This window comes from Nonomuraea sp. NPDC050310 (assembly GCF_040655795.1).
Taxonomy (GTDB): domain Bacteria; phylum Actinomycetota; class Actinomycetes; order Streptosporangiales; family Streptosporangiaceae; genus Nonomuraea.
On the sequence record NZ_JBFAKP010000001.1, the window covers coordinates 700543 to 724141 of the forward strand.

General features: G+C 72.4%; 21 protein-coding genes. 12 read left to right on the forward strand and 9 right to left on the reverse strand.

The features are described from left to right. Positions 1–56 precede the first annotated feature (56 nt). The 6 genes from nagZ to AB0I67_RS03450 all read left to right on the forward strand — a co-directional run bounded on the left by nagZ (position 57) and on the right by AB0I67_RS03450 (position 5952). Complete coding sequence (nagZ, locus tag AB0I67_RS03425) at positions 57–1343, forward strand: beta-N-acetylhexosaminidase (protein ID WP_357916865.1); 1287 nt, start codon at positions 57–59, stop codon at positions 1341–1343. A 25-nt stretch (positions 1344–1368) separates the two neighbouring features. Next, entirely contained in the window at positions 1369–2010 is a 642-nt protein-coding gene (locus AB0I67_RS03430) for an HAD family phosphatase (protein WP_357916867.1), read from the forward strand. A gap of 8 nt (positions 2011–2018) precedes the next feature. Then, a complete protein-coding gene (locus tag AB0I67_RS03435) occupies positions 2019–2525 on the forward strand; it encodes a hypothetical protein (RefSeq protein WP_357916869.1) in 507 nt (168 codons plus the stop codon). Beyond that, positions 2522–3151 carry an HAD hydrolase-like protein gene (locus AB0I67_RS03440; protein ID WP_357916872.1) on the forward strand — a complete coding sequence of 210 codons (630 nt, stop codon included), beginning with the start codon at positions 2522–2524 and terminating at the stop codon, positions 3149–3151. Before AB0I67_RS03435 ends, AB0I67_RS03440 begins: the two co-directional genes overlap by 4 nt. A 49-nt stretch (positions 3152–3200) precedes the next feature. Then, positions 3201–3923: a haloacid dehalogenase-like hydrolase gene (locus AB0I67_RS03445; RefSeq protein ID WP_357916875.1), complete on the forward strand. Its 723-nt coding sequence runs from the start codon at positions 3201–3203 to the stop codon at positions 3921–3923. 91 nt (positions 3924–4014) lie between these two features. After that, the gene (locus AB0I67_RS03450) at positions 4015–5952 is read left to right on the forward strand and encodes an acetoacetate--CoA ligase (RefSeq protein ID WP_357916878.1); all 1938 of its coding nucleotides are present in this window, start codon (positions 4015–4017) and stop codon (positions 5950–5952) included. Here AB0I67_RS03450 and AB0I67_RS03455 read toward each other — a convergent pair. From AB0I67_RS03455 to AB0I67_RS03465, 3 genes are read right to left on the reverse strand one after another with little or no spacing between them, the layout of a single operon-like run. Next, entirely contained in the window at positions 5926–6567 is a 642-nt protein-coding gene (locus AB0I67_RS03455) for a GNAT family protein (RefSeq protein WP_357916881.1), read from the reverse strand. The genes AB0I67_RS03450 and AB0I67_RS03455 overlap by 27 nt on opposite strands. A 48-nt stretch (positions 6568–6615) precedes the next feature. After that, a complete protein-coding gene (locus AB0I67_RS03460) occupies positions 6616–7179 on the reverse strand; it encodes a hypothetical protein (protein ID WP_357916884.1) in 564 nt (187 codons plus the stop codon). 22 nt (positions 7180–7201) lie between these two features. Continuing rightward, positions 7202–8623, reverse strand: coding sequence for an FAD-binding oxidoreductase (locus AB0I67_RS03465; protein WP_357916887.1), 1422 nt, complete (start codon positions 8621–8623; stop codon positions 7202–7204). Positions 8624–8794: 171 nt separating this feature from the next. On the opposite strand from AB0I67_RS03465, the gene AB0I67_RS03470 reads away from it, so the two are divergent. Continuing rightward, the gene (locus AB0I67_RS03470; RefSeq protein ID WP_357916890.1) at positions 8795–9310 is read left to right on the forward strand and encodes a DoxX family protein; all 516 of its coding nucleotides are present in this window, start codon (positions 8795–8797) and stop codon (positions 9308–9310) included. A gap of 57 nt (positions 9311–9367) precedes the next feature. Here AB0I67_RS03470 and AB0I67_RS03475 read toward each other — a convergent pair whose 3' ends face one another. Then, positions 9368–10729, reverse strand: a complete 1362-nt coding sequence (locus tag AB0I67_RS03475; protein WP_357916893.1) for an FAD-dependent oxidoreductase — start codon at positions 10727–10729, stop codon at positions 9368–9370. A gap of 233 nt (positions 10730–10962) precedes the next feature. Here AB0I67_RS03475 and AB0I67_RS03480 point away from each other — a divergent pair, with 233 nt between their 5' ends. Further along, entirely contained in the window at positions 10963–11589 is a 627-nt protein-coding gene (locus tag AB0I67_RS03480) for a hypothetical protein (protein WP_357916895.1), read from the forward strand. Between the two features lie 244 nt (positions 11590–11833). Here AB0I67_RS03480 and AB0I67_RS03485 read toward each other — a convergent pair whose 3' ends face one another. From AB0I67_RS03485 to AB0I67_RS03500, 4 genes are all read right to left on the reverse strand, one after another. Then, positions 11834–13282, reverse strand: coding sequence for an NADH-ubiquinone oxidoreductase-F iron-sulfur binding region domain-containing protein (locus AB0I67_RS03485; RefSeq protein WP_357916897.1), 1449 nt, complete (start codon positions 13280–13282; stop codon positions 11834–11836). Between the two features lie 23 nt (positions 13283–13305). Continuing rightward, positions 13306–14010, reverse strand: coding sequence for a hypothetical protein (locus tag AB0I67_RS03490; RefSeq protein WP_357916899.1), 705 nt, complete (start codon positions 14008–14010; stop codon positions 13306–13308). A gap of 62 nt (positions 14011–14072) precedes the next feature. After that, the gene (locus AB0I67_RS03495; RefSeq protein ID WP_357916902.1) at positions 14073–15365 is read right to left on the reverse strand and encodes a DUF1996 domain-containing protein; all 1293 of its coding nucleotides are present in this window, start codon (positions 15363–15365) and stop codon (positions 14073–14075) included. Continuing rightward, the gene (locus tag AB0I67_RS03500) at positions 15362–15979 is read right to left on the reverse strand and encodes a DUF4142 domain-containing protein (protein WP_357916905.1); all 618 of its coding nucleotides are present in this window, start codon (positions 15977–15979) and stop codon (positions 15362–15364) included. Before AB0I67_RS03500 ends, AB0I67_RS03495 begins: the two co-directional genes overlap by 4 nt. A 118-nt stretch (positions 15980–16097) precedes the next feature. Here AB0I67_RS03500 and AB0I67_RS03505 point away from each other — a divergent pair, with 118 nt between their 5' ends. The 4 genes from AB0I67_RS03505 (at position 16098) to AB0I67_RS03520 (ending at position 22547) form a co-directional block, all read left to right on the forward strand. After that, a complete protein-coding gene (locus AB0I67_RS03505; protein WP_357916908.1) occupies positions 16098–16619 on the forward strand; it encodes a sigma-70 family RNA polymerase sigma factor in 522 nt (173 codons plus the stop codon). Continuing rightward, the gene (locus AB0I67_RS03510; protein ID WP_357916910.1) at positions 16619–16792 is read left to right on the forward strand and encodes a zf-HC2 domain-containing protein; all 174 of its coding nucleotides are present in this window, start codon (positions 16619–16621) and stop codon (positions 16790–16792) included. Before AB0I67_RS03505 ends, AB0I67_RS03510 begins: the two co-directional genes overlap by 1 nt. Before the next feature lie 62 nt (positions 16793–16854). Next, on the forward strand, positions 16855–17649 hold the full coding sequence (locus AB0I67_RS03515) for a tryptophan 2,3-dioxygenase family protein (protein WP_357916912.1): 795 nt from the start codon (positions 16855–16857) through the stop codon (positions 17647–17649). A 35-nt stretch (positions 17650–17684) separates the two neighbouring features. Further along, complete coding sequence (locus AB0I67_RS03520; RefSeq protein ID WP_357916915.1) at positions 17685–22547, forward strand: NAD-glutamate dehydrogenase; 4863 nt, start codon at positions 17685–17687, stop codon at positions 22545–22547. Here AB0I67_RS03520 and AB0I67_RS03525 read toward each other — a convergent pair. Then, positions 22544–23563: a hypothetical protein gene (locus tag AB0I67_RS03525; protein ID WP_357916918.1), complete on the reverse strand. Its 1020-nt coding sequence runs from the start codon at positions 23561–23563 to the stop codon at positions 22544–22546. The two genes, AB0I67_RS03520 and AB0I67_RS03525, sit on opposite strands and share 4 nt — an antisense overlap. Between the last annotated feature and the right edge of the window lie 36 nt (positions 23564–23599).

Here is a 23599-nt window from a genome sequence, read left to right on the forward strand (position 1 = left end):
GGCTCTGGAGGAAAAGAGTGGTCCGAGCGGCTCGCGGGCTGGATAGCGTTGGTGTCATGGTTCGAGGCATCCGTACGGCAAGGCTCCTGGCGGTCGCGACCGCGTCGCTCCTGACCGGGCTGACCGCGTGCGCGGGAACGGCGAAGCCGCCCGCGCCCACCTCCACCACGGGCGCCCCGGCCTCCACGCCGCAGGAGCAGACCTCGGCGGCGCCCGAGCAGGGCGGGGAGAAGGGCGAGCAGCGCGGCGAGGTGGCCAGGGCCCTGGCCGGGATGAGCCTGGAGGACAAGGTCGGCCAGCTCTTCATGCCGGTGCTGCCGGGCACGACGGCCGACGCCAAGACCATCCGCAAGTACCGCCTCGGCGGCGTGATCCTCTTCCCGGACAACATCAAGACGGTCGAGCAGGTCGTGGCGCTGACCAACGGCCTGCAGGAGGCGGCGGGCAAGGTGCCGATGCTGGTCGGCACCGACCAGGAGAACGGCATCGTCTCGCGGGTGGGCGCGCTGATGACCAAGTTCCCCGGCGCCAAGGTCATCGGCGACACCGGGGACACCGCGCTGGCCAGGAAGGCGGCCGAGGCGACCGGCGCGGAGCTGAAGTCGCTCGGCATCAACCTCGACTTCGCCCCGGTCGCCGACGTCAACATCAACCCGCGCAACCCGGTGATCGGCGTGCGGGCCTACGGCTCCGACCCGGCCAAGGTCTCGCGCATGGTCGGCGCGGCGGTGAAGGGCTTCGCCGACGCGGGCGTGGCCGCCACCGCCAAGCACTTCCCCGGCCACGGCGACACCACCACCGACAGCCACACCGGCCTGCCGGTGATCAAGCACACCAGGGCGCAGTGGGAGAAGCTGGACGCCCCGCCCTTCCGCGCGGCCATCGCCGCCGGGGTGGACGCGATCATGACCGCGCACATCGTCATGCCCGCCCTCGACCCGTCCGGCGACCCGGCGACGTTGTCCAAGCCGATCCTGACCGGCATCCTGCGCGGCAAGCTCGGCTTCAAGGGCGTGATCTCCACCGACGCGCTCAACATGGAGGGCGTGCGCACCAAGTACGGCGACGGCGAGGTGGCCGTGCGTGCCGTGCTGGCCGGAGCCGACCTGCTGCTCATGCCGCCGAGCCTGGACAAGGCCTACACGGCGGTCCTGGACGCGGTGAAGTCGGGCCGCATCTCCGCCAAGCGCCTGGACGAGTCGGTCACCCGCCTGCTGGAGCTGCGCCGCGCCCGCGGCTTCCTCGACCGGGCGCCGGTCGCCTCCGCCGAGGAGGCGAACCGGGTGCTCCGCTCAGCCGAGCACCGCAAGCTGGCGGCCCGCATCACCCGCGCGAGCCGATGACGTAGCGGAGCATTATTCTGTCCTTATGGTCAAAGGCATTCTGATCGACTGGGGCGGGGTGCTGACGAGCCCCATGGGCGTCTCCATCGCCCACTGGCTCGAAGCCGACCGGATCGACGCCGCGCACTACCGCCAGGTCATGCGGCGCCTGATCACCGAGGCCTACAGCGAGGACGGCGGCCACAACGTCGTGCACGCGCTGGAGCGCGGCGAGCTCGGCGCGGCCGAGTTCGAGCGGCTGCTGGCCGCCGAGCTGCTCACCCTCGACGGCACCCCGCCGCCCGCCGAGGGCCTGATCAACCGGATGTTCGCCGGCTTCGCCCGCGAGGAGGCGATGTACGGCATGCTCCGCGAGGCCAGGAGCCGAGGGCTCAAGACCTGCCTGCTGTCCAACTCCTGGGCCAACGACTACCCGCGCGAGGACTGGCCCGAGCTCTTCGACGCGGTCGTCATCTCCGGTGAGATCGGCATGCGCAAGCCCGAGCCGCGCATCTTCCACCACGCGCTCGGCCTGATCGGCCTGGAGGCCGCCGACTGCGTCTTCATCGACGACATCGAGGCCAACATCCTGGCCGGGACCGGCCTGGGCCTGCGCGGCATCCACCACCGCGACGCCGTGGCCACCATCGCGGAGCTGGAGACTCTCCTGTCGTCACCGCTGGCATGATTGACCTCATGCGTGTCTATCTGCCGTGCACGATCCCGGCTCTCACCCGCGCGGTCGAGGCCGGCCAGCTCGGCCCGGCTCCCCTGACCGGCTTCGCCGTGACGCCCGCCCTCACCGAGTGGTACGCCTCCGGCGACACCGAGGAGCTGGAGTACGTCGCCCTCACCGAGGCGGCGCGCTCGTCCCTGCGGATGCTGGCCGCCGACCGCGCCGACGGCGCGGCCACCCCGGCCCGCCGCGTCGTGATCGCCGCCGACGTGCCCGACGGCCTGCTCCAGGTGCCGGCCGCCCTGGAGGAGAAGGCCCGGGTACGGCTGGCCGAACCGGTGCCGATGGCGAAGGTCGCCGCGGTGCACGTCGACGACCTCGGCGCCGCACCCGACATCGAGGCCGCCATCGCCGCCCTGCCCGAGGCGGACGAGGGCGACGACGACGCCCGCTTCACCGTCGACGGCGCGGAGGCGCACGAGCTCATGTGGTACGCCACCCAGGAGATCCCGGACCTGCTGTCATGATCAAGCACCTCGTCTGGGACTGGAACGGCACGCTCTTCCACGACATCGAGGCCATCGTCGGCGCGACCAACGAGGTCTTCGAGCCCTACGAGCTGCCCAAGCTCGACGCCGACGCCTTCCGCGCGGTCTACACCCGGCCGGTCTGGGTGACCTACGAGAAGCTGCTCGGCCGCGAGCTGCGCGAGGGCGAGTGGAAGCTGCTCGACGACACCTTCCACGCCAGCTACTACCGCCTGATGGCCGCCTGCCGGCTGGCCGAGGGGGCCGAGCGGCTGATCAAGGAGTGGGGCGGCAGCCAGTCGCTGTGCTCGATGGCGCCGCACGACCATCTGGAGCCGCTGGTGAAGTCCTTCGGCATCCACGAGCACTTCCTGCGGGTCGACGGGCTGCGCGACGGCAAGACCGGCGGCGAGAAGGCGGCCCATCTGGCCGCCCACCTGGCGGGCATGCCGGTCCGGCCCGAGCAGATCCTGGTCATCGGCGACAGCGTGGACGACGGCGTCGCCGCGCGGGCCGTGGGGGCGCGGGCGGTGCTCTACACCGGGGGCATGAGCACCCGCGCCGAGCTGGAGCGGACCGGGTTCCCGGTGGTGGACACGCTGGCCGAAGCGCTCAACCATGCCTAAATCGCCCGGGCCTGGCCTGGCCGGCGGGCGGTAGCCGTACGCTAGGCCCGTGACCCCCCGCCTCGTCCTCTGGAACGTCGACCTCACCCTGGTCGACGTGGCCATCGTCACCCGGGATGCCTACGCGGAGGCGTTCCGCGCCGTCACCGGGCGTCCCCTCGTCAAGCTGGCGCCCGCGCTGGGCCGCCCCGACTCCGAGATCATCTTCGAGACGCTCGCGCTCAACGGCGTGCGCGCCGAGAACGAGGACCTGCCGCGCTTCATCACCGCCCTGGCCACCGCCTTCGCCGGCCAGGCGCACCGGCTGGCCGCCACCGGCCGCGCCATGACCGGCGCCCGCGAGGCGCTGGAGGCCGTGGCCCGGCTCGACGGCGTGGTGCAGTCGGTGCTGACCGGCACGATCAAGAGCAACGCCGTGCTCAAGCTGCGTGCCTTCGGGCTCGACCAGCACGTCGACTTCGACATCGGCGGCTACGGCGAGGAGGTCTACCCCAAGGCCACCCTCCTCCAGGTCGCCCAGGGCCGCGCCAAGCAGCGGTACGGCACGCCGTTCGGCGCGGCCGACACCGTGGTGATCGGCGACTCCACCCGCGACGTGCAGGCCGCCCGCATCGGCGGCGCGGCGGTGATCGGCGTGGCCTCGGGCCGCTCGATGCCGGCCGAACTGCGCGAGGCCGGGGCCGACCTGGTGCTGCCCGACCTCGGCAACGCCTCGGAGGTGGTCGCGGCCGTTGCCGCGCTGACCTCGCCGGTGGACCGCAAGGCCGGCTGACCCGCTGTGTGGTGCCCGGCCACGTCGCCGGGTGGCGGGATATGTGTCCCCCGATGATGACTGGCGCGCCCGGCCGGGCCAGGATGGTGCCATGGTTGCTGAAGGTGAACTGCTCTGGACGCCGGCCGACCCCTCCGGCTCCAGGATCGCGCGCTACCTCGACTCGCGCGGGCTGACCGGCTACGAGCAGGCATGGCAGTGGTCGGTCGATCACCCGGCGGAGTTCTGGACGTCGATCTGGGAGTACTTCGAGGTGATCGGCGAGCGCGGCGACGGGCCCGTGGTGTCCGGGACGATGCCCGGCGCGCGCTGGTTCCCCGGCGCCGGCGTGAACTACGCGGAGAACGCGTTGCGCCCGAGGACGGGCACCGCCTTCGTCTTCCGCGCCGAATCCGGCACCCGGCAGGAGTTCTCCCACGCCGAGCTGCGGGAGGAGGTCGCGCGGGTGCGGGCCGGGCTCGTCCGGCTCGGCGTCGGCAAGGGCGACCGGGTGGCCGCCTACCTGCCCAACATCCCGCAGGCGCTCATCGCCTTCCTGGCCACCGCCTCGCTGGGCGCGATCTGGTCGGCCGCCTCGCCCGACTTCGGCGTGCCGAGCGTGGTCGACCGGTTCACCCAGATCGAGCCCAAGGTGCTCATCGCGGTGGACGGCTACCACTACGGCGGCAAGAGCTTCGACCGCACCGACGCGGTGCGCGAGATCGCCGGCTCGCTGCCCACGCTGCGCGCGACCGTGTGGATCCCGTACCTGACCGCGGCCGACGAGGGCCGCGCGCCCCAGCAGGCCGAGCCCGCCGAGCCGCACACCTCCTCCCTGCCCACGGGCCAGGTGCTCGGCTGGGCGGGACTGCGGGCCGAGCCGGCCGAGCTCGCCTTCGAGCCGGTGCCCTTCGACCACCCGCTGTGGATCCTCTACTCCAGCGGCACCACCGGCCTGCCCAAGCCGATCGTGCACGGGCACGGCGGCGTGGTGCTGGAGCACCTCAAGTCGCTCAGCTTCCACCAGGACCTCGGCGAGGGCGAGGTGTTCTTCTGGTACACCACCACGGGGTGGATGATGTGGAACTACCTCGTGGGCGCGTTGCTCGTGGGCGCGGTCCCGGTGTTGTACGACGGGGCGCCGCAGGACCTGTGGGGGTTGGCCGCCGCCGAAGGGGTCACCTACTTCGGGGTGGGCGCGCCGTACATCCTGGCCTCGATGAAGACGGGCGCACGGCCCACCGGGCTGCGGCTCAAGGGCATCGGCTCGACCGGGTCGCCGCTGCCGCCCGAGGGGTTCGCGTGGGTGGCCGAGCACCTGCCCGGGGTGCCGGTCGGCTCCTTCTCCGGCGGCACGGACGTCTGCACCGGCTTCGTCGGCTGGACGCCGCTGCACCCGGTGCGCGCGGGCGTGATCCCGTGCCGGTCGCTGGGGGCGCGCATCGAGTCGTTCGACCCGGCGGGCAAGCCGGTCGTGGGCGAGGTGGGGGAGCTGGTGCTGACCGCGCCGATGCCCTCGATGCCGGTGATGTTCTGGAACGACCCGGACGGGTCGCGGTATCGCGACAGCTACTTCGACGTCTACCCGGGCGTGTGGCGGCACGGCGACTGGCTCAAGCTCGGCGAGGACGGCTCCTGCGTGATCTACGGCCGGTCCGACTCCACGCTCAACCGGGGCGGGGTGCGGATGGGCACGAGCGAGTTCTACCGCGTCGTCGAACGGTTCGAGCAGGTCGCCGACTCGCTGGTGATCGACACCGGGCAGCTCGGACAGGAGGGGCGGCTGCTGCTCTACGTCACCCTCGCGCCCGGCGCCTCCCTCGACGACGGGCTGATCATGGGTCTGCGCCGGGCGCTGCGCCAGGAGCTGTCGCCCCGGCACGTGCCCGACGAGATCATCGAGGTGCCCGGGATCCCGCGCACCCTGTCCGGCAAGAAGCTGGAGGTGCCGGTGCGCAAGATCCTGCTGGGCACCCCGGTCGAGGAGGCGGCCAACCCCGACGCGATGGCCAACCCCGACGTGCTACGCCACTTCCGCCGCGCCCAGTAGCGGCAGGCACGCCTCCAGGTTGTGGATCTGGACGTCCGGGGCGGGCGTCCAGTCCGCCCGGTCCAGCCGGAAGCGCCGGCTGACCACGCGCTTGCCCTTCGGGCAGACCAGGTTGACGCCGTCCTCGCGGTAGCCCAGCTTGCGGGTGACCGCGAGGGAGGCGGCGTTGTCCTCGAACGCCTCGGTGCGGGCGTAGTCGGCGTTCAGGCCGGCGAAGGCCAGGTGCAGCACCGCCGTACGCATCTCGGTGCCGAGGCCCAGGCCGTGGAAGCGCCGGCCCAGCCAGGAGCCGGTGGAGACCTCGCGCAGGATCGCGAAGTCCTTCGCGGCCATCTCCTGCGTGCCGACCACTTCGCCGTCCACCACCACCACGAACGGCAGGGACCAGTTCTCGGGCGTCATCCGGCTCAGCGCCCCGAGCTGCCAGGCGACGGTGCTCCGGGCGCGCTCCTGCGGCGTGGCGTCGGTCCAGGGCACGAGGAAGGGCATGACGCCCTCGTCGTGCACCCCCTCCGCGGCCCGCTCGCCGAGCTCGTCGAGATCGGCCAGGCTGGGCAGGCGCAGTTCGAGCCGCGGGGTGGTGATCTTGAGGTTCAGGGTGGGAAAGTGCCGCATTCCGGAAGTCTGCCAGCTCGGGTACGGCGAAGCCGACCGGATTTCCGGCTACGCGGTCAGCCCGGCCGCCCGCAGCGTGCGCTCGACCGCATCGGCCCACGGGCGCATGGCGACGACCGGAACGCCCTGCTCGGCGGCCTGCGCGGCGAGCCAGTCGCCGTACATACGGCTCACCCGGGCCCGCCCGCGCTGCTCACCGGCGGCCGGTTCACGGCTGAGGTAGTTGGCCACGATGCGGTCCTCGTCCGGCTCGTGCAGGATCACCTTGACCGCGCCGGGCAGCTCGGTCGACGGCAGCAGGTAGTCGCCTTCGAGGACCACCGGCGTGCCGGTCTCCAGGTGGTTGGCCACCACGGCCCGCACCGCCGGCTCCAGCGCCCGGGCCACCTCGATCTGGAGCTCCACGATCCGCTCGGCCGGGAAGGCGGCGGCCTCGGGCGTGGTGCACCAGTAGTGCAGCATCGGGAGCTGCTGCGGGGTGGTCATCGCCTGGAGCGCCTCGACGATGTCGTCCAGCTCGACCAGCGGCACGCCCAGGCGCCGGGCGAGCGGGTAGGCGACGCTGCTCTTGCCGATGCCGGAGGCGCCGCCCAGCAGGATCACGGTGTTCACCGGCGCGAGCATACCCAGTGGCTCAGAACCCCTGGGGCAGGCGGAACACGTTGTCGGGGTCGTAGGCGGCCTTGACCTCGGCCAGCCGGCCGGCGTTGGCGCCGTAGTAGGCCGGACGCCAGGAAGTGAGGTCGGGGTCGATGTAGTTGACGTAGGCGTGCTCGCCCAGCCACCGGCTCATCGCCGCGTGCGTGCCGCGCACCCAGGTGCGGTCGGTGCCGGGCGAGTAGTACTGCAGGCTGTAGAGCGCCGCGCGGTGCGGGAAGGCGGTGGCCGAGGCCGGAGTGCGGGCGATGGCGCCGCCCATCGCGTCCATCAGCACGGTGTGCTCGCCGCGCCTGGCCACCCAGTCCACCAGCGCCGCCCGGCCGTCGGCGGGCAGCGGCCGGTAGGCGAAGTGCGACTTGGCGGCGAACGCGGCCCGGGAGAGCCGACCGTCGCGGGTCTGGCCCGGCAGGTGGCACTGCGAGGCGGACAGCCGCGCGCAACCCGCCATGATCATCATCGCGTCGAGGTGCGTGGTGTGCTTGACGTGCCGCGAGCTCGGCGCGCCCAGCTTGGCCAGCAGCGGCTTGAGCAGCCGGTCGAGCTCGGCCGGCGGCCCGAGGTAGAGCCCGCCCACCTGGACGTCGAGCACGCCGTTGTCGCGGCCCAGATGCAGGTTCGACCACAGGCTGTCGGGGGCCGCGGGCGCCCAGTCCTGCCAGGCCTTGAGCGTGGCCGCCGCCTTCCGCCAGGGCCAGTGCAGGAAGAACGTGGTGACCCGGCCCACCGGGTGGGCGCGGAAGGTGAAGGAGACCGCCACGCCGACGTTGCCGCCGCCACCGCCCCGGCAGGCCCAGTAGAGCCCGGCGTGGTGGGTGGAGTCGGCGGTCACCAGCCGCCCGTCGGCGGTGACGAGCTGCACCGACTCCAGGGTGTCGCAGGTCAGGCCGTACTTGCGGGAGACGACGCCGAGGCCCCCGCCCAGCGCCAGCCCGGCGATCCCGACCGTCGGGCAGGTGCCGGCCGGGATGCTGACGCCGTGGCGGGCCAGCCGGTCGTAGACGTCGATCAGCTTCGCGCCCGCGCCGACGATCGCCCGGCCGTCGCGGTGGCCGACCGAGTTCAGCCGCGAGACGTCGATCACCAGGCCGGGCCCGGTGGACCAGCCGGCGTAGGAGTGGCCGCCCGAGCGCGGATGCACCGCCAGGCCGCTGCGCCGGGCGAAGACCAGGCAGGCGGCGACGTCGGCGGCGTTGGCGCAGTAGGCCACCCCGCCCGGCCGTACGCGGTCGTGGGCCGGGCTGAACAGCCGCCTGGCCTGGTCGTAGGCCCGCTCGCCCGGCCTGACCAGCGTGCCCTTGAGCGCGCGCCGCAGCCCCGCCCAGTCGGGCGGAGGCGCCGCAGCGCCGAGCAGCACGGGGCTGAGGGCCATGGCCTGGAGGAGCTGCCGTCGTTCCACGTTTGTGAGACGGGCGAGGCGGCCGCCCGGTTGGTCACAGATGTGTCACTGGTTCCGGAGATCCATAACACCGGGGAGAGGGGGCAGATGGGAGGGCCCAATGACCTTGCCCGCGAGGCCGTTCAGCGGCTAACTCTTAGGAAAGTTTACTTTTCATTTAAGGGAGCTGCCATGATCAGGCAGGGTGCGGTCGAGGAAACGCGCGTCGGCGACATCCGGGACGTGGGCCTGCTGGCCCTCCGGCTGGTGACCGGGCTGCTCCTGGCCGGGCACGGCGCGCAGAAGCTCTTCGGCGTCCTCGGCGGACACGGGCTGGACGGCACCGCCCGCTTCTTCGCCGGTCTCGGCTACGAGCCCGCCACCTTCTTCGCGGCGCTGGCCGGCCTCGCCGAGTTCGGCGGCGGGCTGCTGCTCGCGCTCGGCCTGCTCACCCCGCTGGCCGCCGCGGCCGTGCTCGGCGTCATGGCCAACGCGGTCGTGGCCGACTGGTCCAAGGGGCTGCTCGGCGGGTTCGAGTACCCGCTGCTGCTCGGCACGGTCGGCGTCGTGGTCGCCTGCACCGGCGCCGGGCGGTACGCGCTCGACCACGGGCGGCCCTGGGAGCGGCACGGGGCCGCCTGGGCCACCGCCAGCATCGCCCTCGGCCTGCTGAGCGCCGCCGGCGCGCTGCTCGTCCGCGCCCTGTGAACCCGTGAACCCCGTGAACCCTGTGAGCCCGGTGAGCCCGGGCTGCCGGTCTTGGGGTCAGGCCACGGGGCTGGGCTGCCGGCTCGGGGTGCTCGCCTCCTGCGGCAGCGGCGGGTAGATGCTGAGCTGCTCGGCCGCCACCAGCGCGGCCGACGCGTCCGACACCAGGCCGGTCGAGATCGGCACGGTCCGGAGCAGCGCGTGCAGCAGCCAGTCGGTGCCCACCCGCAGCCGGTTGCCCGTGGATTCGAGCGCCAGCAGGTGGTAGCCGCTGGTCACCAGCTTGGCGGGCGGCCCGGTGAGCCGCAGCCCCATCGGGTCGGCGACGGCCGACAGCCCGCCCAGGTCGGCGACCATGCCCAGGTCCCGGTGCCGGTAGTAGGTCAGCTCGCCGTACCCGAAGGACGCGGCGATGTTCCGCGCGGCGACCGGGCCCTGGCGCTGGGCGTGCTGCGCGGTCTGGGCGCACACGCCGCCCGGACGGGTCAGGTCCGGTACGGCTGCCGCGTCCCCGACCGCGTAGACGTGCGGATGCTCCCGCACGCTCAGATCGGCCCGCACGACCACGCGCCCCCGGTCCAGCGGCAGGCCCAGCCGCTGGACCAGCGGGCTGGCCGACACGCCCGCCGTCCACACCAGCAACCGGCAGGGCACGACCGTCCCGTCCGTCAGCGTGACCGAGTCGGGGCGCGCCTCCCGGATCGAGGTCCCCAGCCGGACCTCCACGCCCAGCCGGCGCAACGCGTCCGTGGCCTTGGCCGACAGCGCCTCCCCGAGCTGCGGCAGCACCGCGGGCGCCATGTCCAGCAGCAGCCATCGCGTCCGCAGCCTCGGCGCCGCCGCCGTGGCCAGCCGCTTGGCCATGGCCACGAACTCCGCCCCGGCCAGCCCCGCCCCCACCACCACGAACGTGCTGAGCGCCTCCCGCTCGGCCAGATCGGCGGTGACCCGCGCCCGCTCCACGTTCGCGATCACCCGGTCGTGCAGGTAGAGCGCCTCGGTCAGCGTCTTGAACCCGTGCGCGTGCGCCTGCAGGCCCGGGATGTCGAACACCCGTGTCACGCTGCCCGGCGCCAGCACCAGCCGGTCCCACGGCAGCTCGAACCGCTCGCCGGACGTGCTCAGCACGGTGATCGTGTGGGCGTCGAGATCGGCGTCCACCGCGTTCCCCCGGCACAGGACCACGCCCCGCAACCTCGACAGCGCCACCGCGATGTCCGGCGCGTGCACCAGCCCGCCCGCCACGTGCGGCAACAGGGGTGTGTAGAGGTGGAAGTCCGTGGGGTTCACCACGACCACCTCGGCCGTGCCGCGCGGCACCATCCGGCTCAGGCTGCGCGCACAATGGAACCCACCGAAACCGCCACCGACCACTACGACTCTCTTCACCCTGGGAGTTTTCCCCGGCACCGGCCGCATTTGGTCAACGGCCCGGCAGGCGCGGGCATGGGATTACCCGGGAGCTTCCTCACGCCCGCCCTCCTCCGAACCCGGTGGCTTCCGACCCGCCCTCCTCCGAACCCGACGACTTCCGTCCCCCCACGCCTCCCCCAACGGGACGGATGTGCGGTGCCCGGCGGCCGTGTTCCGCCCGACCCTCCCCGAGGAGGTGGAGGTGTACGCTCGCACCTTCCCGAGACCGCGGAGGTGCGATGCCCGCCGACCACGACCTCACCGTCCTGGACCCGCTCCCGGCCGTCTTCTCGGCCTTCCCCGGCCCCTTCTGGGTCGCCGGTGGCTGGGCCGCCGACCTGCACGCCGGCCGGGTCCTGCGCCCGCACGCCGACCTCGACCTGCTCATCCTCCACTCCGACCTGCCCGCCTTCGCCGCCGCCTTCACCGACCGCGAGATCCTCCTCAAGGACCACCGGGACGGTACGGCGAAGCCCTGGGACGGCCGTCTCGACCTCGACCCCGGCCCTCAGAGCCTGACCTTCACCGATCCCCGGATCCCTTACCCGCTGGAGGTCGTGCTGGGCCTTTCCGACGGCGACGACTGGGTCTTCCACCGCGGCAGCGGCCGCATCCGCCGCCCGTTCACCGCCATCACCCACCTAACCCCTGATGGCCTGCGCTACCTGGGCCCGGAAGTGGTGCTGCTCTTCAGATCCCGCCAGGACCGCCCCAAGGACCACGCCGACTTCATCGCTCTGGCCGACCACCTCACCCCCGAACAGGCCGCCTGGCTCCTGTCCTGGCTCACCCCCCACGGCCACCCACCCCACCCCTGGTCAGCCCCCCTCCACACCATCGCCACCACCCCCCAACCCGCCGACTGAACCGAACCACCCATCGGTCCGGGCCTCGCCGGTGGGCGTTGAGCGGCGGGATCGGGCCGGAGCGGCGCGCCGCCTTCTCCGCGGACCGCGCCCAGCTTGCCGAGGGTCGCGATGCTGGAGCCCCCGGGCCTTCCACCTGCCGCAGCCGTCGGTGCACGGCCCCTTCGCCCGTGCGAGCCCCCTTGAGAGTCCCACCGGGCAGCGCCCGAGCCCCTTGCGCGGAGCGCTCCGAAATCGAGGGCTGTCAGGCGAGGCGGAGGGCGAGGGCGGGGCACATCTCGACGGCCCGGCGGGCCTCACGCAGCATGCCGCCCGGGACAGGCCGGAAGGCCGGGTAACCGAAGTCGTCGAGGTCGACGAACTCCGGCAAAAGATGGGCGCACAAGCCGTGCCCCTCACACCGCGTCCAGTCGACGTCGAGCCGGTATTCAGGTTCCGCAGGCGACTCGGGCAGCGGAAGGACGCCGAGCACGGGGCGGCCACAGGTGCCGGCGTCCAGGTGCGAGGCGATGTCGGTGGCGAAGACGTCCAGGGCGGACAGGGCGAAGCGGGCGGTGCCGTCGGGGTGGGAGCAGGCGCCCCGCCGCTCGACCGACCGGGCGGCTCGCCGTACGGCCTCGGGTGAGCCCTCGCCCGAGCAGAGGGCCAGCAGCGCACGGGCGAGGTCGGGCAGCCCGAGCCGGCAGGGCCCGCACTGCCCGGCGGACTGGCCGGCGAGGTAGGCGGCGACGCGGGCGGTCTCGCCGAGCGGGCAGGTGTCCGGGCCGAGCGGCAGGACGATGCCGGCGCCGAGCGGGGTCCCGGCGGCACGGGAGAGTACGGCGGTGCGGGCCTCGGCGGCGGTCAGCCAGGTGCCGTGGTAGCCGCCCAGGAGCACGCCCGGCCCGAGGTCGGCGCCCGGCGAGCACAGGTCGAGGACGGCCGAGAGCGGCATGCCGTGCGCGGCCTCGACGACGGTCTCGCCGCCGACGGTGAGCAGCAGGGTGCCGGGTTCGCGAGGCGTCCCGACGTCGGCGTAGGCGGCCGGGCCCAGCCGGGCGAGCAGGGCGAGCTGGGCGAAGGTCTCGGCGTTGGACAGCAGCGTGGGCAGCCCGTCCACGCCCTCGTGCGCGGCCCGGCGCTTGCGTCCGGGCGGCGTCGGGGTCTCGCCGTTGACGCCTCGCACCAGCGCGCCGCCCTCGCCGGTGATGAAGCGTTCGGGCAGGCCGATCACGCGGATCCGCAGCCGCGACTCCTCCGCTCCGGCCACCCCGGCGGCGCGGCGCTCGGCGACGGCCGCCTCGGCGGAGGCGAAGGGCACGCTGTCGGCGGCCACCGCGAGCACGACCTCCCGCGCGCGCAGCGCCTCGGCGGCGAGGACGGCGCCGTCGAGCACCAGGTGCGGCGTACGGACGAGCAGCATGGCGTCTTTCCGGCTGGCGGGCTCGCCCTCGGCGGCGTTGATCAGCACGACGCGTTCTGAGCGGTTGCCGGCGACCGCACGCAGCTTGCGGGCGAAGGGGAAGGCCGCCCCGCCCCGCCCGCGCAGGTCGACGAGATCGACCTGCGCGATGAGGGACTCCAGGTCGAGCGGCGCCGGAGCGCCGTGGATGGTGCGGTGGGCGGGCAGGTCGAGGCGGCGGCAGTGGTCGAGCCCCTCGGTGAGCCGGGCCGGCCCGAGCCGCACGACCGGCGGGACCTTGTGCGGGATCATGATGTCCTCCAGCGGAACGTGACTCAGCCGGCCTTGCGGTACTTGGCCAGCTCGACCGGCTGCGCCAGCCCCCGCTCCCCGGCGGCGGCCTCCGGTTCGGCGACCACTTCGGGTACGGCAGGCGGCCGGGCCACCGAGGCCCAGACGCGCACCAGCAGGGCGGCGCCCACGGCGGCCAGGCAGCCGAAGTAGGCCCAGGTCACCCAGGCCGCAGGGGTACGGCCGGCGGTCAGCCCGTGCAGGACGGCGATCGGCCAGGCGAGGTAGGCGGCGCCGTGCAGCACCCGCCACAGCCCGGGCCGTGCCGTACCGGCGAAGCGTCCCCGCACGACCCCGCTGAGCGCGGCGACGGCGAGCAGCCCGGCGGCCAGCAGCCCGAGCCAGGGCCCGCGCCCGGACTTGAGGGCGATGTGCCCGGCCAGGAGGGCCATCCCGGCCAGCGCGGCCAGCCGGTGGGCGAGCTGGGCCCGGACCCGGTTGGGCGCGGAGAGGAAGACCCGTTCGGTGGCCAGCAGGCCGAGGGCGACGGTGGCGGTGAGCGTGACGAGCGCGAGGACGCCGAGGTAGAAGTCGGCCAGCGCGAGGAGTTCGCGGCCGCGGGGCGAGGCGGTGAGTGCGGCGGCCGACAGCAGGAGCGCGGTGAGCGAGGCGATCAGGCCGAGGCGGACGTTGCGGGCGTCCAGTCCGGCGGCGGCCGGGGCGTGCCGGGGTTGGCGACGGTGCAGCATGAGGATTCCTCCCAGGGGTCGCGGTGAGGGTGCTGCCCTGGGGCCTCAGCAGAGTGGGCTGGTCAGCAGCGGCGGCCGCGGTTGATGCAGGAGACGGCGAAGGCCATGAGCCGGTCGGGCATCACGTTGGCGAAGTCGGCGTGATCGGTGACCGGGTTGTGCTTCTGCTCGGGGAAGGCGTCGAGCGCGTAGGACAGGCCCGGGGCCACCGAGTAGGTGAGGATCATGCGGAGCTGCGGCACGGCCCGGGTGCCCTGCGGGCAGCGCCCGCCCTGCGGGAAGACGACGTGCGTGCGGTGGTTGGCGCTGTCGGTGTTCTGGCCGTCCCAGCAGCTCGGGAAGTCGAGGATGCGGACGACCTGGCTGAAGCGCGGGCAGAGCGGATACTTGGTGGTGATCCGGTTCGTGAAGCCGGTGCAGGTCCACTGGGCGCGGGCGTTGGCGCCGCCGTTCGTGGCCGCCTTGGCGTCGCCGGTGATCAGGCGGAGGAAGCGCGGCATGGGGCCGACCCGCTCGCCGGTGCCGCGGAAGAGCATGATCGCCTGGCGGGGGCGCAGGACGCGGCCGACGTTGCCGTCGGGGTCGCCCAGGTTGTCGTCCACGCGGCGGTCGCGCAGGACCGGCCAGAAGTAGGTCGAGCGGTCGTTGAGCCGGCAGGTGGTGCCGGCGGCGGCCAGGGACTGGTCGGTGGAGAAGGCGTCGGTGGACAGGTTGCCGACGTAGTCGTGCAGGTGGTGGGCGCCGTTGCGGACGCCGGGGGCGACGATGAAGTTGTCGGGGTTCTGGTGGCCGTTGGCGTTGGTGCCGCAGCGGGAGGTGAAGCTGCCGCCGCGGCCGGTGAGGTTGCCGGAGGCGTTGGGCTGGACTCGGCGGATGTCGATGAAGTCGTCGGGGAAGGGGCCCAGGTCGGCGCACTCGTCGCCGGGGTCGTCCGTGGGGCTGGGGGAGGGGCTCGGGGACGGGCCGGCATCGGGGTCCCCGCCCCGGTCGTCCCCGGGGTCCCCGGTGGGCTCGCCCGGATCACCCGTCGGCTCGCCCGGTCCAGGGTCGGCGGACCCGTCGGCCGGACCTGGATCGGCGGGCCGGTTCCCCCGGTCGGGGTCGGTGGGCCGGTCCGGTGAGGGCGAAGGCGGCCGGGGGCGGGGGTCCGGGTCGGGCGAAGGAGGCCGGGGGCGGGGGTCCGGGGTGGGCGAAGGAGGCTCGGGCGGGGCGGGGAGGAGGCGGCCGCCGGCGGGGGAGTGCGACCCCGGCAGGCAGTGGTCGGCGAGGGCGGCGGGCGCCGCGGCGACCTCGGTGAGCGAGGCCGCGACCAGCCCGGACGCCACGAGCGTCAGAGCCGTCAGGACGTGTTTCATGGTTTCACTCCGATGGTGGGTGAGGGCGGTTCCGGCAGGGCCGAGTGGTCCACGAGCCCGGTGGACTCCAGCAGGGTCATGTGCCGCATGACGACCACGACCGCCCGCTGGGCGAACTTCCGGATCTCCGCGTTCCGCGTGCCGGCCCGGACCTGGGCGACGACCGCGAAGACCTTCCCGTGCGCCGCGCGCAGCAGGTTGGCGAAGTCGCGGTCGTAGGCGGCGCCGGACCGGGCGGAGAGCTGGGCCATCCAGCGTTGCTGGTCGGCGCTGGGGACGCTGGGCAGGTCCACGTCGAGCGCCGCGGCCACCTTGCGGACCTCGACGTCGAGCTTGGTGTGGTCCTCGACGAGGTGCCGGCCGACGTCCTTGACGCGCTCGCTGGCGGCGAGCTGCTGGGCCTGCTGGCCGGTGGGGATCTCCCAGAGTCCCGCCTGCCGTACCTTGATCAGGAAGTCGCGGTCGGCGGGGCCCAGAGGGCCCGACGGGCGCGGTTCCCAGGTGGCGGGCTCGCCCGCGGTGGGCAGGACGAGCACGACGGTGAGGACGGCCGCGACCGCGAAACCGCCGAGGGTGAGCGCGGTGGCGGCGATGTCGGCGAATCGGCGTCGCATGCCCCGAGGTACGCGGACCCCGACCCGAGAGTTCACGCCTTGTGACGAGATAGTCAGAAATGACTGGAGTTATCGGAGTGGCTACCGATGCGGTAACGAAGGTGTAAAGATGTGCGCCGTGTTAGCTCACTCCAAGGACGAGGAGCAACGCATCGCGCTGCTCTATCAGCAGTTCCGCGGCCCGTTGCTGCGCCACGTGCGCAGATCCACGGGAAACGATCTCCAGTGGGCGGAGGACGTCGTCCAGGAGACCATCGTCAGGGCCTGGCGGAACTCCGCCCGGCTGTATTGGGAACCCAGCCTCATCTGGGCGTGGATGCTGACCGTGGCCAGGCGGATCGTCATCGACGGCCGCCGCCGGCGCAGCGCGCGCCCGCCCGAGGTCGAGCCGCCGGAGGCCGACAGCATCGCGGTGCCCGACGCCTCCGACCGGGCGTTGTCGGCGATCGTGGTCGGCGACGCGCTGGCCCGGCTGTCCGAAGAACACCGCGAAGTCATCGAGCAGACGTACCTGCGGGACCGTACGATAAGTGAAGCGGCGGAGATACTGGGGATTCCGCCGGGCACGGTGAAATCACGGCTCTACTACGCCATAAGAGCCCTCCGTGAACTGCTGCGCGAGAAGGGGGCAGCCGGCTGATGCATCCTGAGGTGGCCGCCTACGTCCTCGGCGTCCTCGACGAGGAGGAGCACGAGGCCTTCGAGCGCCATCTCGACGGGTGCGAGCAGTGCCGGCGGGAGCTCGCCGAGCTCGCCGAGGTCCCCGACGCCTTAGATCAGTTGAGGTCGAACCCCTCTCGCGTTGACGATTGACCACTTTTCGGGTGGTATCGGTACGGGCATGGGCCCGGCAAGTTCTTGGGGGAGGAGCCTCGGTGGCGGTTGACGCTGTGCCGCCAGACCGGCAGTTCGGTGAAGAGGGCGGGCGCCTGTCCTATGGCGCCTACCTCCGCCTGCCCGAGCTCCTCGGCCAGCAGGAGCCGCAGTCGCAGGCCCCCGACGAGCTGCTCTTCATCACCGTGCACCAGGTCTACGAGCTCTGGTTCAAGCTGCTCCTGCACGAGCTCGAAGGCGCGCGCGACGCCCTGTTCAACGGCGAACTGTGGCAGGCCAGGCACCTGTTCAGGCGGGTGCACTCGGTCGAGCGCGTGCTGGTCGAGCAGGTCGAGGTCCTGGAGACGATGACGCCCCAGGACTTCCTGGCCTTCAGGGCCAAGCTCGCCCCGGCCAGCGGGTTCCAGTCCGTGCAGTTCCGCGAGCTGGAGTTCCTGTCCGGGCTGAAGGAAGCCCGCTACCTGACCGGGTTGCGGGACGCCAGCGAGGGCGAACTCGCCAGGCTGCGCCGCCGTATGGAGGAGCCGACGCTGTGGGATGCTTATCTCACCGCCCTCTCCAGGCGCGGCCTGGGCATCTCCGACACGGAGATCATGGGTTCGCTGCTGACCGTGGCGAGGGACCGCAGGACCTACGACGACCTGTGGCAACTGGCCGAGGATCTGCTGACTCACGATGAGACGGCCGCATTGTGGCGGATGCGGCACGTCCAGATGGTCGAGCGGCAGATAGGCACGAAATCCGGCACCGGCGGCTCGACGGGAGCCCCCTACCTCCGGGGCCGGACCCGCATGCACTACTTCCCCCTGCTGTGGGAACTAAGGGCATGGCTGTAACGAAGGATGAACCCTCACAAAGGAGTGAGAGCGAGATGCCGCTCGAAGAGGCCAAGGACGAACTGCTCCAGCGCGCGGCGCACCAATGCGCCGAAGTGCCCGAGGACGAGGCGTCGGCCTTTCTCCGGCTCTACTACCGGCATGTCGCGCCCGAGGATCTGCTCGAGCGCAATGCTGTAGACGTTTACGGCCCGGCGATGTCCCAGAAGCACCTGGCCGAGGTCAGGCCGCAGGGGCGGGCGCTGGTCAGGGCCTACACGCCGACCGTGGAGGAGAACGGCTGGGATCCCGGCCACTCCGTGGTCGACGTGGTCACCGACGACATGCCCTTCCTCGTCGACTCGGTCACGATGGAGCTCGACCGCCACGACATCGGCGTGCACCTCCTGGTCCACCCGCAGATGCGGGTACGGCGGGACATGACCGGCCGCCTGCTCGGCCGCGGCCAGGAGGACGTGACCGGCCAGATCTCCACCGAGTCGTGGATGCACATCGAGATCGACCGGCAGGCCGACCCGGCCGTGCTCAAGGAGCTGGAGGCCGACCTCCAGCGGGTCCTGGCCGACGTACGGCACGCGGTCGAGGACTTCGTGAAGATGCGCGCGCTGGCCGTCCAGACCGCCGAGGACCTGGGCGTCAACCCGCCGCCGCTGGAGCCGGCGGAGGTCGAGGACAGCATCGACCTGCTGCGCTGGCTGGCCGACGGCCACTTCACCTTCCTCGGCTACAAGGAGTACCGCCTGGACCGCTCCGAGGACGGCGAGGTCCTCAAGGCCGTCCCGGGCGCCGCGCTCGGCATCCTGCGCGACGACAAGGCCGGCTCCGACAGCTTCGCCGCGATGCCGCCCGAGCTGCGGGCCAAGGCGCGCGAGAAGCAGCTTCTGATCATCACCAAGGCCAACTCGCGGGCCACCGTGCACCGCAGCGCCTACCTCGACTACGTCGGCGTCAAGCTCTTCTCGCCCGACGGCGAGGTGGTCGGCGAGCGCCGCTTCCTCGGCCTGTTCACGCACGTCGCCTACAACGAGTCGATCTCCCGCATCCCGGTGCTGCGCCGCAAGCTCGGCGAGGTGATCGAGGCCGCCGGGCTCTCCCCCGACTCGCACGACGGCAAGGACCTCATCGAGATCCTGGAGACCTTCCCGCGCGACGAGCTGTTCCAGACCTCCGTCGAGCAGCTCGTGCCGATCGCCCAAGGCGTGCTACGGCTGCGCGAGCGCAAGCAGGTCCGGCTCTTCCTGCGCCGCGACGACTACGGCCGCTTCATCTCGTGCCTGATCTACCTGCCGCGCGACCGCTACACCACCAAGGTGCGGCTGAAGATGCAGGAGCTGCTGCTCAAGGCGCTCGGCGGCACCTCGCTCGACTACTCGGCGATGATCGGCGAGTCGGCGCTGGCCCGGCTGCACGTGGTCATCCGCGGCGAGCGCGGCAAGCCGCTGCCCCAGCCCACGGTGGACGTCGAGGAGCTGGAGTCGCGCCTGGCCGCGATCACCCGGTCCTGGGAGGACGACCTGGCCGACGCGCTGACCGAGATGACCTCCGAGGAGGAGGCGCCCCGGCTCGCCCGGCGCTACCAGGCCGCCTTCCCCGAGGGCTACAAGGCCGACTTCCCTCCCAAGCTGGCCGTGGTCGACCTCAAGCGCCTGGAGGAGCTGGTCGGCAAGGACGACGACGCGATCGGCATCAACCTCTACGAGCCCTACGACGTCACCGAGGGCGAGCGGCGGCTCAAGATCTACAAGCTGGGCTCGCCGATCTCGCTGTCGAAGGCGCTGCCGCTCATCCAGCGGCTCGGCGTCGAGGTCGTCGACGAGCGGCCCTACGAGGTGGACCGCGACAACGACCCGACCACCAAGAACGCCTGGATCTACGACTTCGGCCTGCGCTACGTGCCCTCGCCCGAGGTCGGCCGGGAGGACTTCAAGCGGCTGTTCCAGGACGGCCTGGCCGCCCTCTGGCACGGCCAGGTGGCCGCCGACAACTTCAACTCGCTCATCCTGCAGGCCGGGCTGACCTGGGAACAGGTCGAGATCCTGCGGGTCTACGCCAAGTACCTCCGCCAGGCCGGCACCACCTTCAGCCAGCGCTACATGGAGCGCGTGCTGACCGGCAACGTACGGCTGTCGCGGCTGCTGGTCTGCCTGTTCGAGGCGCGGCTCGACCCGAGGCGCTCGGCGGAGGCCCGCCAGGACCTCACCGACGCGCTCACCGAGGAGATCCTGGCCTCGTTGGACGAGGTCGCCTCCCTGGACGAGGACCGCATCCTGCGCGCCTACCTGGAGATGATCCAGTCCACGCTGCGCACCAACTACTTCCAGACCGGGCCCGACGGGCGGCGCAAGCCGTACATCTCGTTGAAGCTCGACTCGCCGTCGATCAGCGTGCTGCCGCTGCCGCGGCCCAAGTACGAGATCTTCGTGTACTCGCCGCGGGTCGAGGGCGTGCACCTGCGCTTCGGCAAGGTGGCGCGCGGCGGCCTGCGCTGGTCCGACCGGATGGAGGACTTCCGCACCGAGATCCTCGGCCTGGTCAAGGCGCAGATGGTGAAGAACACCGTCATCGTGCCGACCGGCTCCAAGGGCGGCTTCGTCGTCAAGCGGCCCCCGGCGAGCGGCAACCGCGAGGACGTGCTGGCCGAGGGCGTGGCCTGCTACCGGATCTTCATCTCCGGCCTGCTGGACATCACCGACAACCTGGCCGAGGGCAAGGTCGTCCCACCCTCTGACGTGGTACGGCACGACGGTGACGACCCCTACCTGGTGGTCGCCGCCGACAAGGGCACGGCCACCTTCTCCGACATCGCCAACAGCGTGGCCAAGGAGTACGGCTTCTGGCTCGGCGACGCCTTCGCCTCCGGCGGCTCGGTGGGCTACGACCACAAGGCGATGGGCATCACCGCCCGCGGCGCCTGGGAGTCGGTGAAGTACCACTTCCGCACGATGGGCCTCGACACGCAGACCACCGACTTCACCGTCGCCGGCGTGGGCGACATGTCGGGCGACGTCTTCGGCAACGGCATGCTGCTGTCGGAGCACATCCGCCTGGTGGCCGCCTTCGACCACCGGCACATCTTCATCGACCCCGACCCCGACGCGGCCACCTCCTTCGCCGAGCGGCGGCGCCTGTTCGAGCTGCCGCGCAGCTCGTGGGAGGACTACGACCGCGGCCTCATCTCCGCCGGAGGCGGCGTGTGGCCGCGCACGGCCAAGTCGATCCCGCTCACCCCGCAGATCCGCGAGGCGCTGGGCATCGAGGAGCCGGTCGCCTCGATGGCGCCCAACGACCTGATCAACGCCATCCTCAAGGCCCCGGTCGACCTGCTCTGGAACGGCGGCATCGGCACCTACGTGAAGTCGGCGGCCGAGTCCAACGCCGACGTCGGCGACAAGGCCAACGACGCCCTGCGCGTCAACGGCGCCGACCTGCGCGCCAAGGTGGTCGGCGAGGGCGGCAACCTGGGCCTGACCCAGCTCGGCCGGATCGAGTTCGCGCTGAACGGCGGGCTGGTCAACACCGACTTCATCGACAACTCCGCGGGCGTCGACACCTCCGACCACGAGGTCAACATCAAGATCCTCCTGGACGAGGTGGTGCGCGACGGCGAGCTCACCGACAAGCAGCGCAACCAGGTCTTCCGCGAGATGACCGACGAGGTCGCCCAGCTCGTCCTGCGCGACAACTACGCCCAGAACGTGGTGCTGGCCGCGGCCCGCGCCCAGAGCGTGGAGATGCTGCACATCCACGCCCGCTACCTGCGCAAGCTGGAGCGCGAGGGGCTGGTCAACCGGGAGCTGGAGTTCCTGCCCTCGGACAAGATCCTGGCCGAGCGCCGCCAGGCCCGGCTCGGGCTGACCGCGCCGGAGTTCTCGGTCCTGCTGGCCTACACCAAGCTGGTCACCGAGAACGAGCTGCTCGGCTCCGACCTGCCGGACGACCCCTACCTGGCCACCTGGCTGGTCTCCTACTTCCCGTCGGCGTTGCGCGAGCGGTTCCGCTCCTACATGGACAACCACCCGCTGCGCCGCGAGATCATCACCACCTGCGTGACCAACGAGCTGGTCAACTCCACCGGGACCACCTTCATGTTCCGGCTGGGCGAGGAGACCGGCGCCTCGGCCGAGGACATCGCCAAGGCCTGGCTGGTCACCCGCGAGGTGTTCGACCTGCCCGGCTTCTTCCGCGCGGTGGAGAGCCTGGACAACCAGGTCGACACCGCGACCCAGATCGCGATGCTGCTGGAGGCGCGCAAGCTGGCCGAGCGCGGCACCCGCTGGCTGCTGACCAACCGGCGCCCGCCGATGGACCTGGCCGGCGCGGTCAGCTACTTCGTCAAGGGCGTCAACGGCCTGCTCGCGCACATCCCCAAGCTGCTCACCGGCCCCGACCTGGCCGCCTTCGAGGAGCGCCGCGACGCCTTCGTGGCCAGGGGCGTGCCGGTGGAGCTGGCCGAGCGGACCGCGTCGATGGTGCCCGCCTACTCCACCTTCGACCTGGTGGAGATCGCCTCGCTCACCGGCCGACCGGTGGGCGAGGTGGCCGAGGTCTACTTCGACCTGGCCGACCGGCTCCAGCTCGCCCGGCTGCGCGAGCGGGTGATCGCGCTGCCGCGGGACAACCGCTGGAACTCCATGGCCCGCTCGGCCCTGCGGGACGACCTCTACGCCGCGCACGCCTCGCTCACCCAGGACGTGCTGGCGTCGAGCGCCTCGGGCCTGGCGCCGGAGGAGCGGCTGGCCCGCTGGACGGAGGCGAACGCCGCCGCCGTCGGCCGGGCCCGCCAGACGCTCTCGGAGATCTGGGAGAGCGACAACTTCGACCTGGCGACCCTCTCGGTCGCGCTCCGGGCGGTGCGGACGCTGGTGGCCTCCAGCAGCCTGCCCCGCAGCGCCGACTAGCCCGTCGGGCCGGAAGCCTTGATCACCCCGCCGTCGTGGGCGACCACGTCGGCGGGGTGTTCGGCGTCGGCGGGCGGTACGGCGGTGGCGAACTGGTGCACCTCGCTGACGCTGAGCGGCTTGAGCCGGGTCGGCTTGACCACGTCGCCCACCGCCCAGCGGGCGCGCTCGGGCACGGGGATCGGCACGCCCTCCTCGCCCGTGGTCTTGGGCGTCACCGTCGTCGTGCGGGTCAGGGAGTACTGCACCAGCGCGCCGCCGTCCTTCGTGCGCAGCGCGTAGACGGGCAGGTCGCCGGTGGAGAAGGTGGAGTCGTTGTCGTAGGCCCTGTCCCGCCACATCGCCCGGTCGCGGGCGTCGCTCTCGGCGATCTCGGTGGTGAACGGGCCCGGCGCGATCAGCTTGCCGGCCACGCCCTCCGAGCCCGCCTCGGCGATGGTCGCGTGCAGCGGGCCCACGTACTTCGGGCTGATCCGCACGCTCACGTCGTCGGAGGCCAGGGGCGTCGCATACCCGTCGGCGCCGATCTCCACCTGCGGCACCTTGCGCAACACCGTCATCGAGGTCAGCCGCCAGCGCCCGCCGCCCCGGGCGAAGGTCACCAGCGTCGGCTTGCCGTCGCGCGGCACGATCGCGGAGAACCACGGGTTCTTGTCGCCGGGCGCCAGCCTGGGCACCAGCAGCGTCGGCTCGCCCCACCGGTAGGCGGCAGGCCGGCCGCCGGCCGAGTCGAAGGCCGCCGCGGTCAGCGACGACTGCCCGCCGGTCACCTGCTCCAGCGCGTCACGCATCAGGCCCGCCTCGCGCACCCAGACGTTGGCGCGGGCGAACTCGGTGAACTCCGCCAGCGCCTGGGCCGGGGTGATCGGCGGCGCGGCGGTGGGGGTCGGTGAGGCGGTCGCGCTGCTGCTGACGGTCATCGGGGTCGGCGGCGTCGCCGGACGGTCGCCTGCGGAACAGCCGGTCAGGCTGAGCAGAAGGGCGGCGCCTAGCACCACCGGACCGTATGCGCGCACCTCGATATGTTACGGCGTGCCGTACCCTTGGGAGAC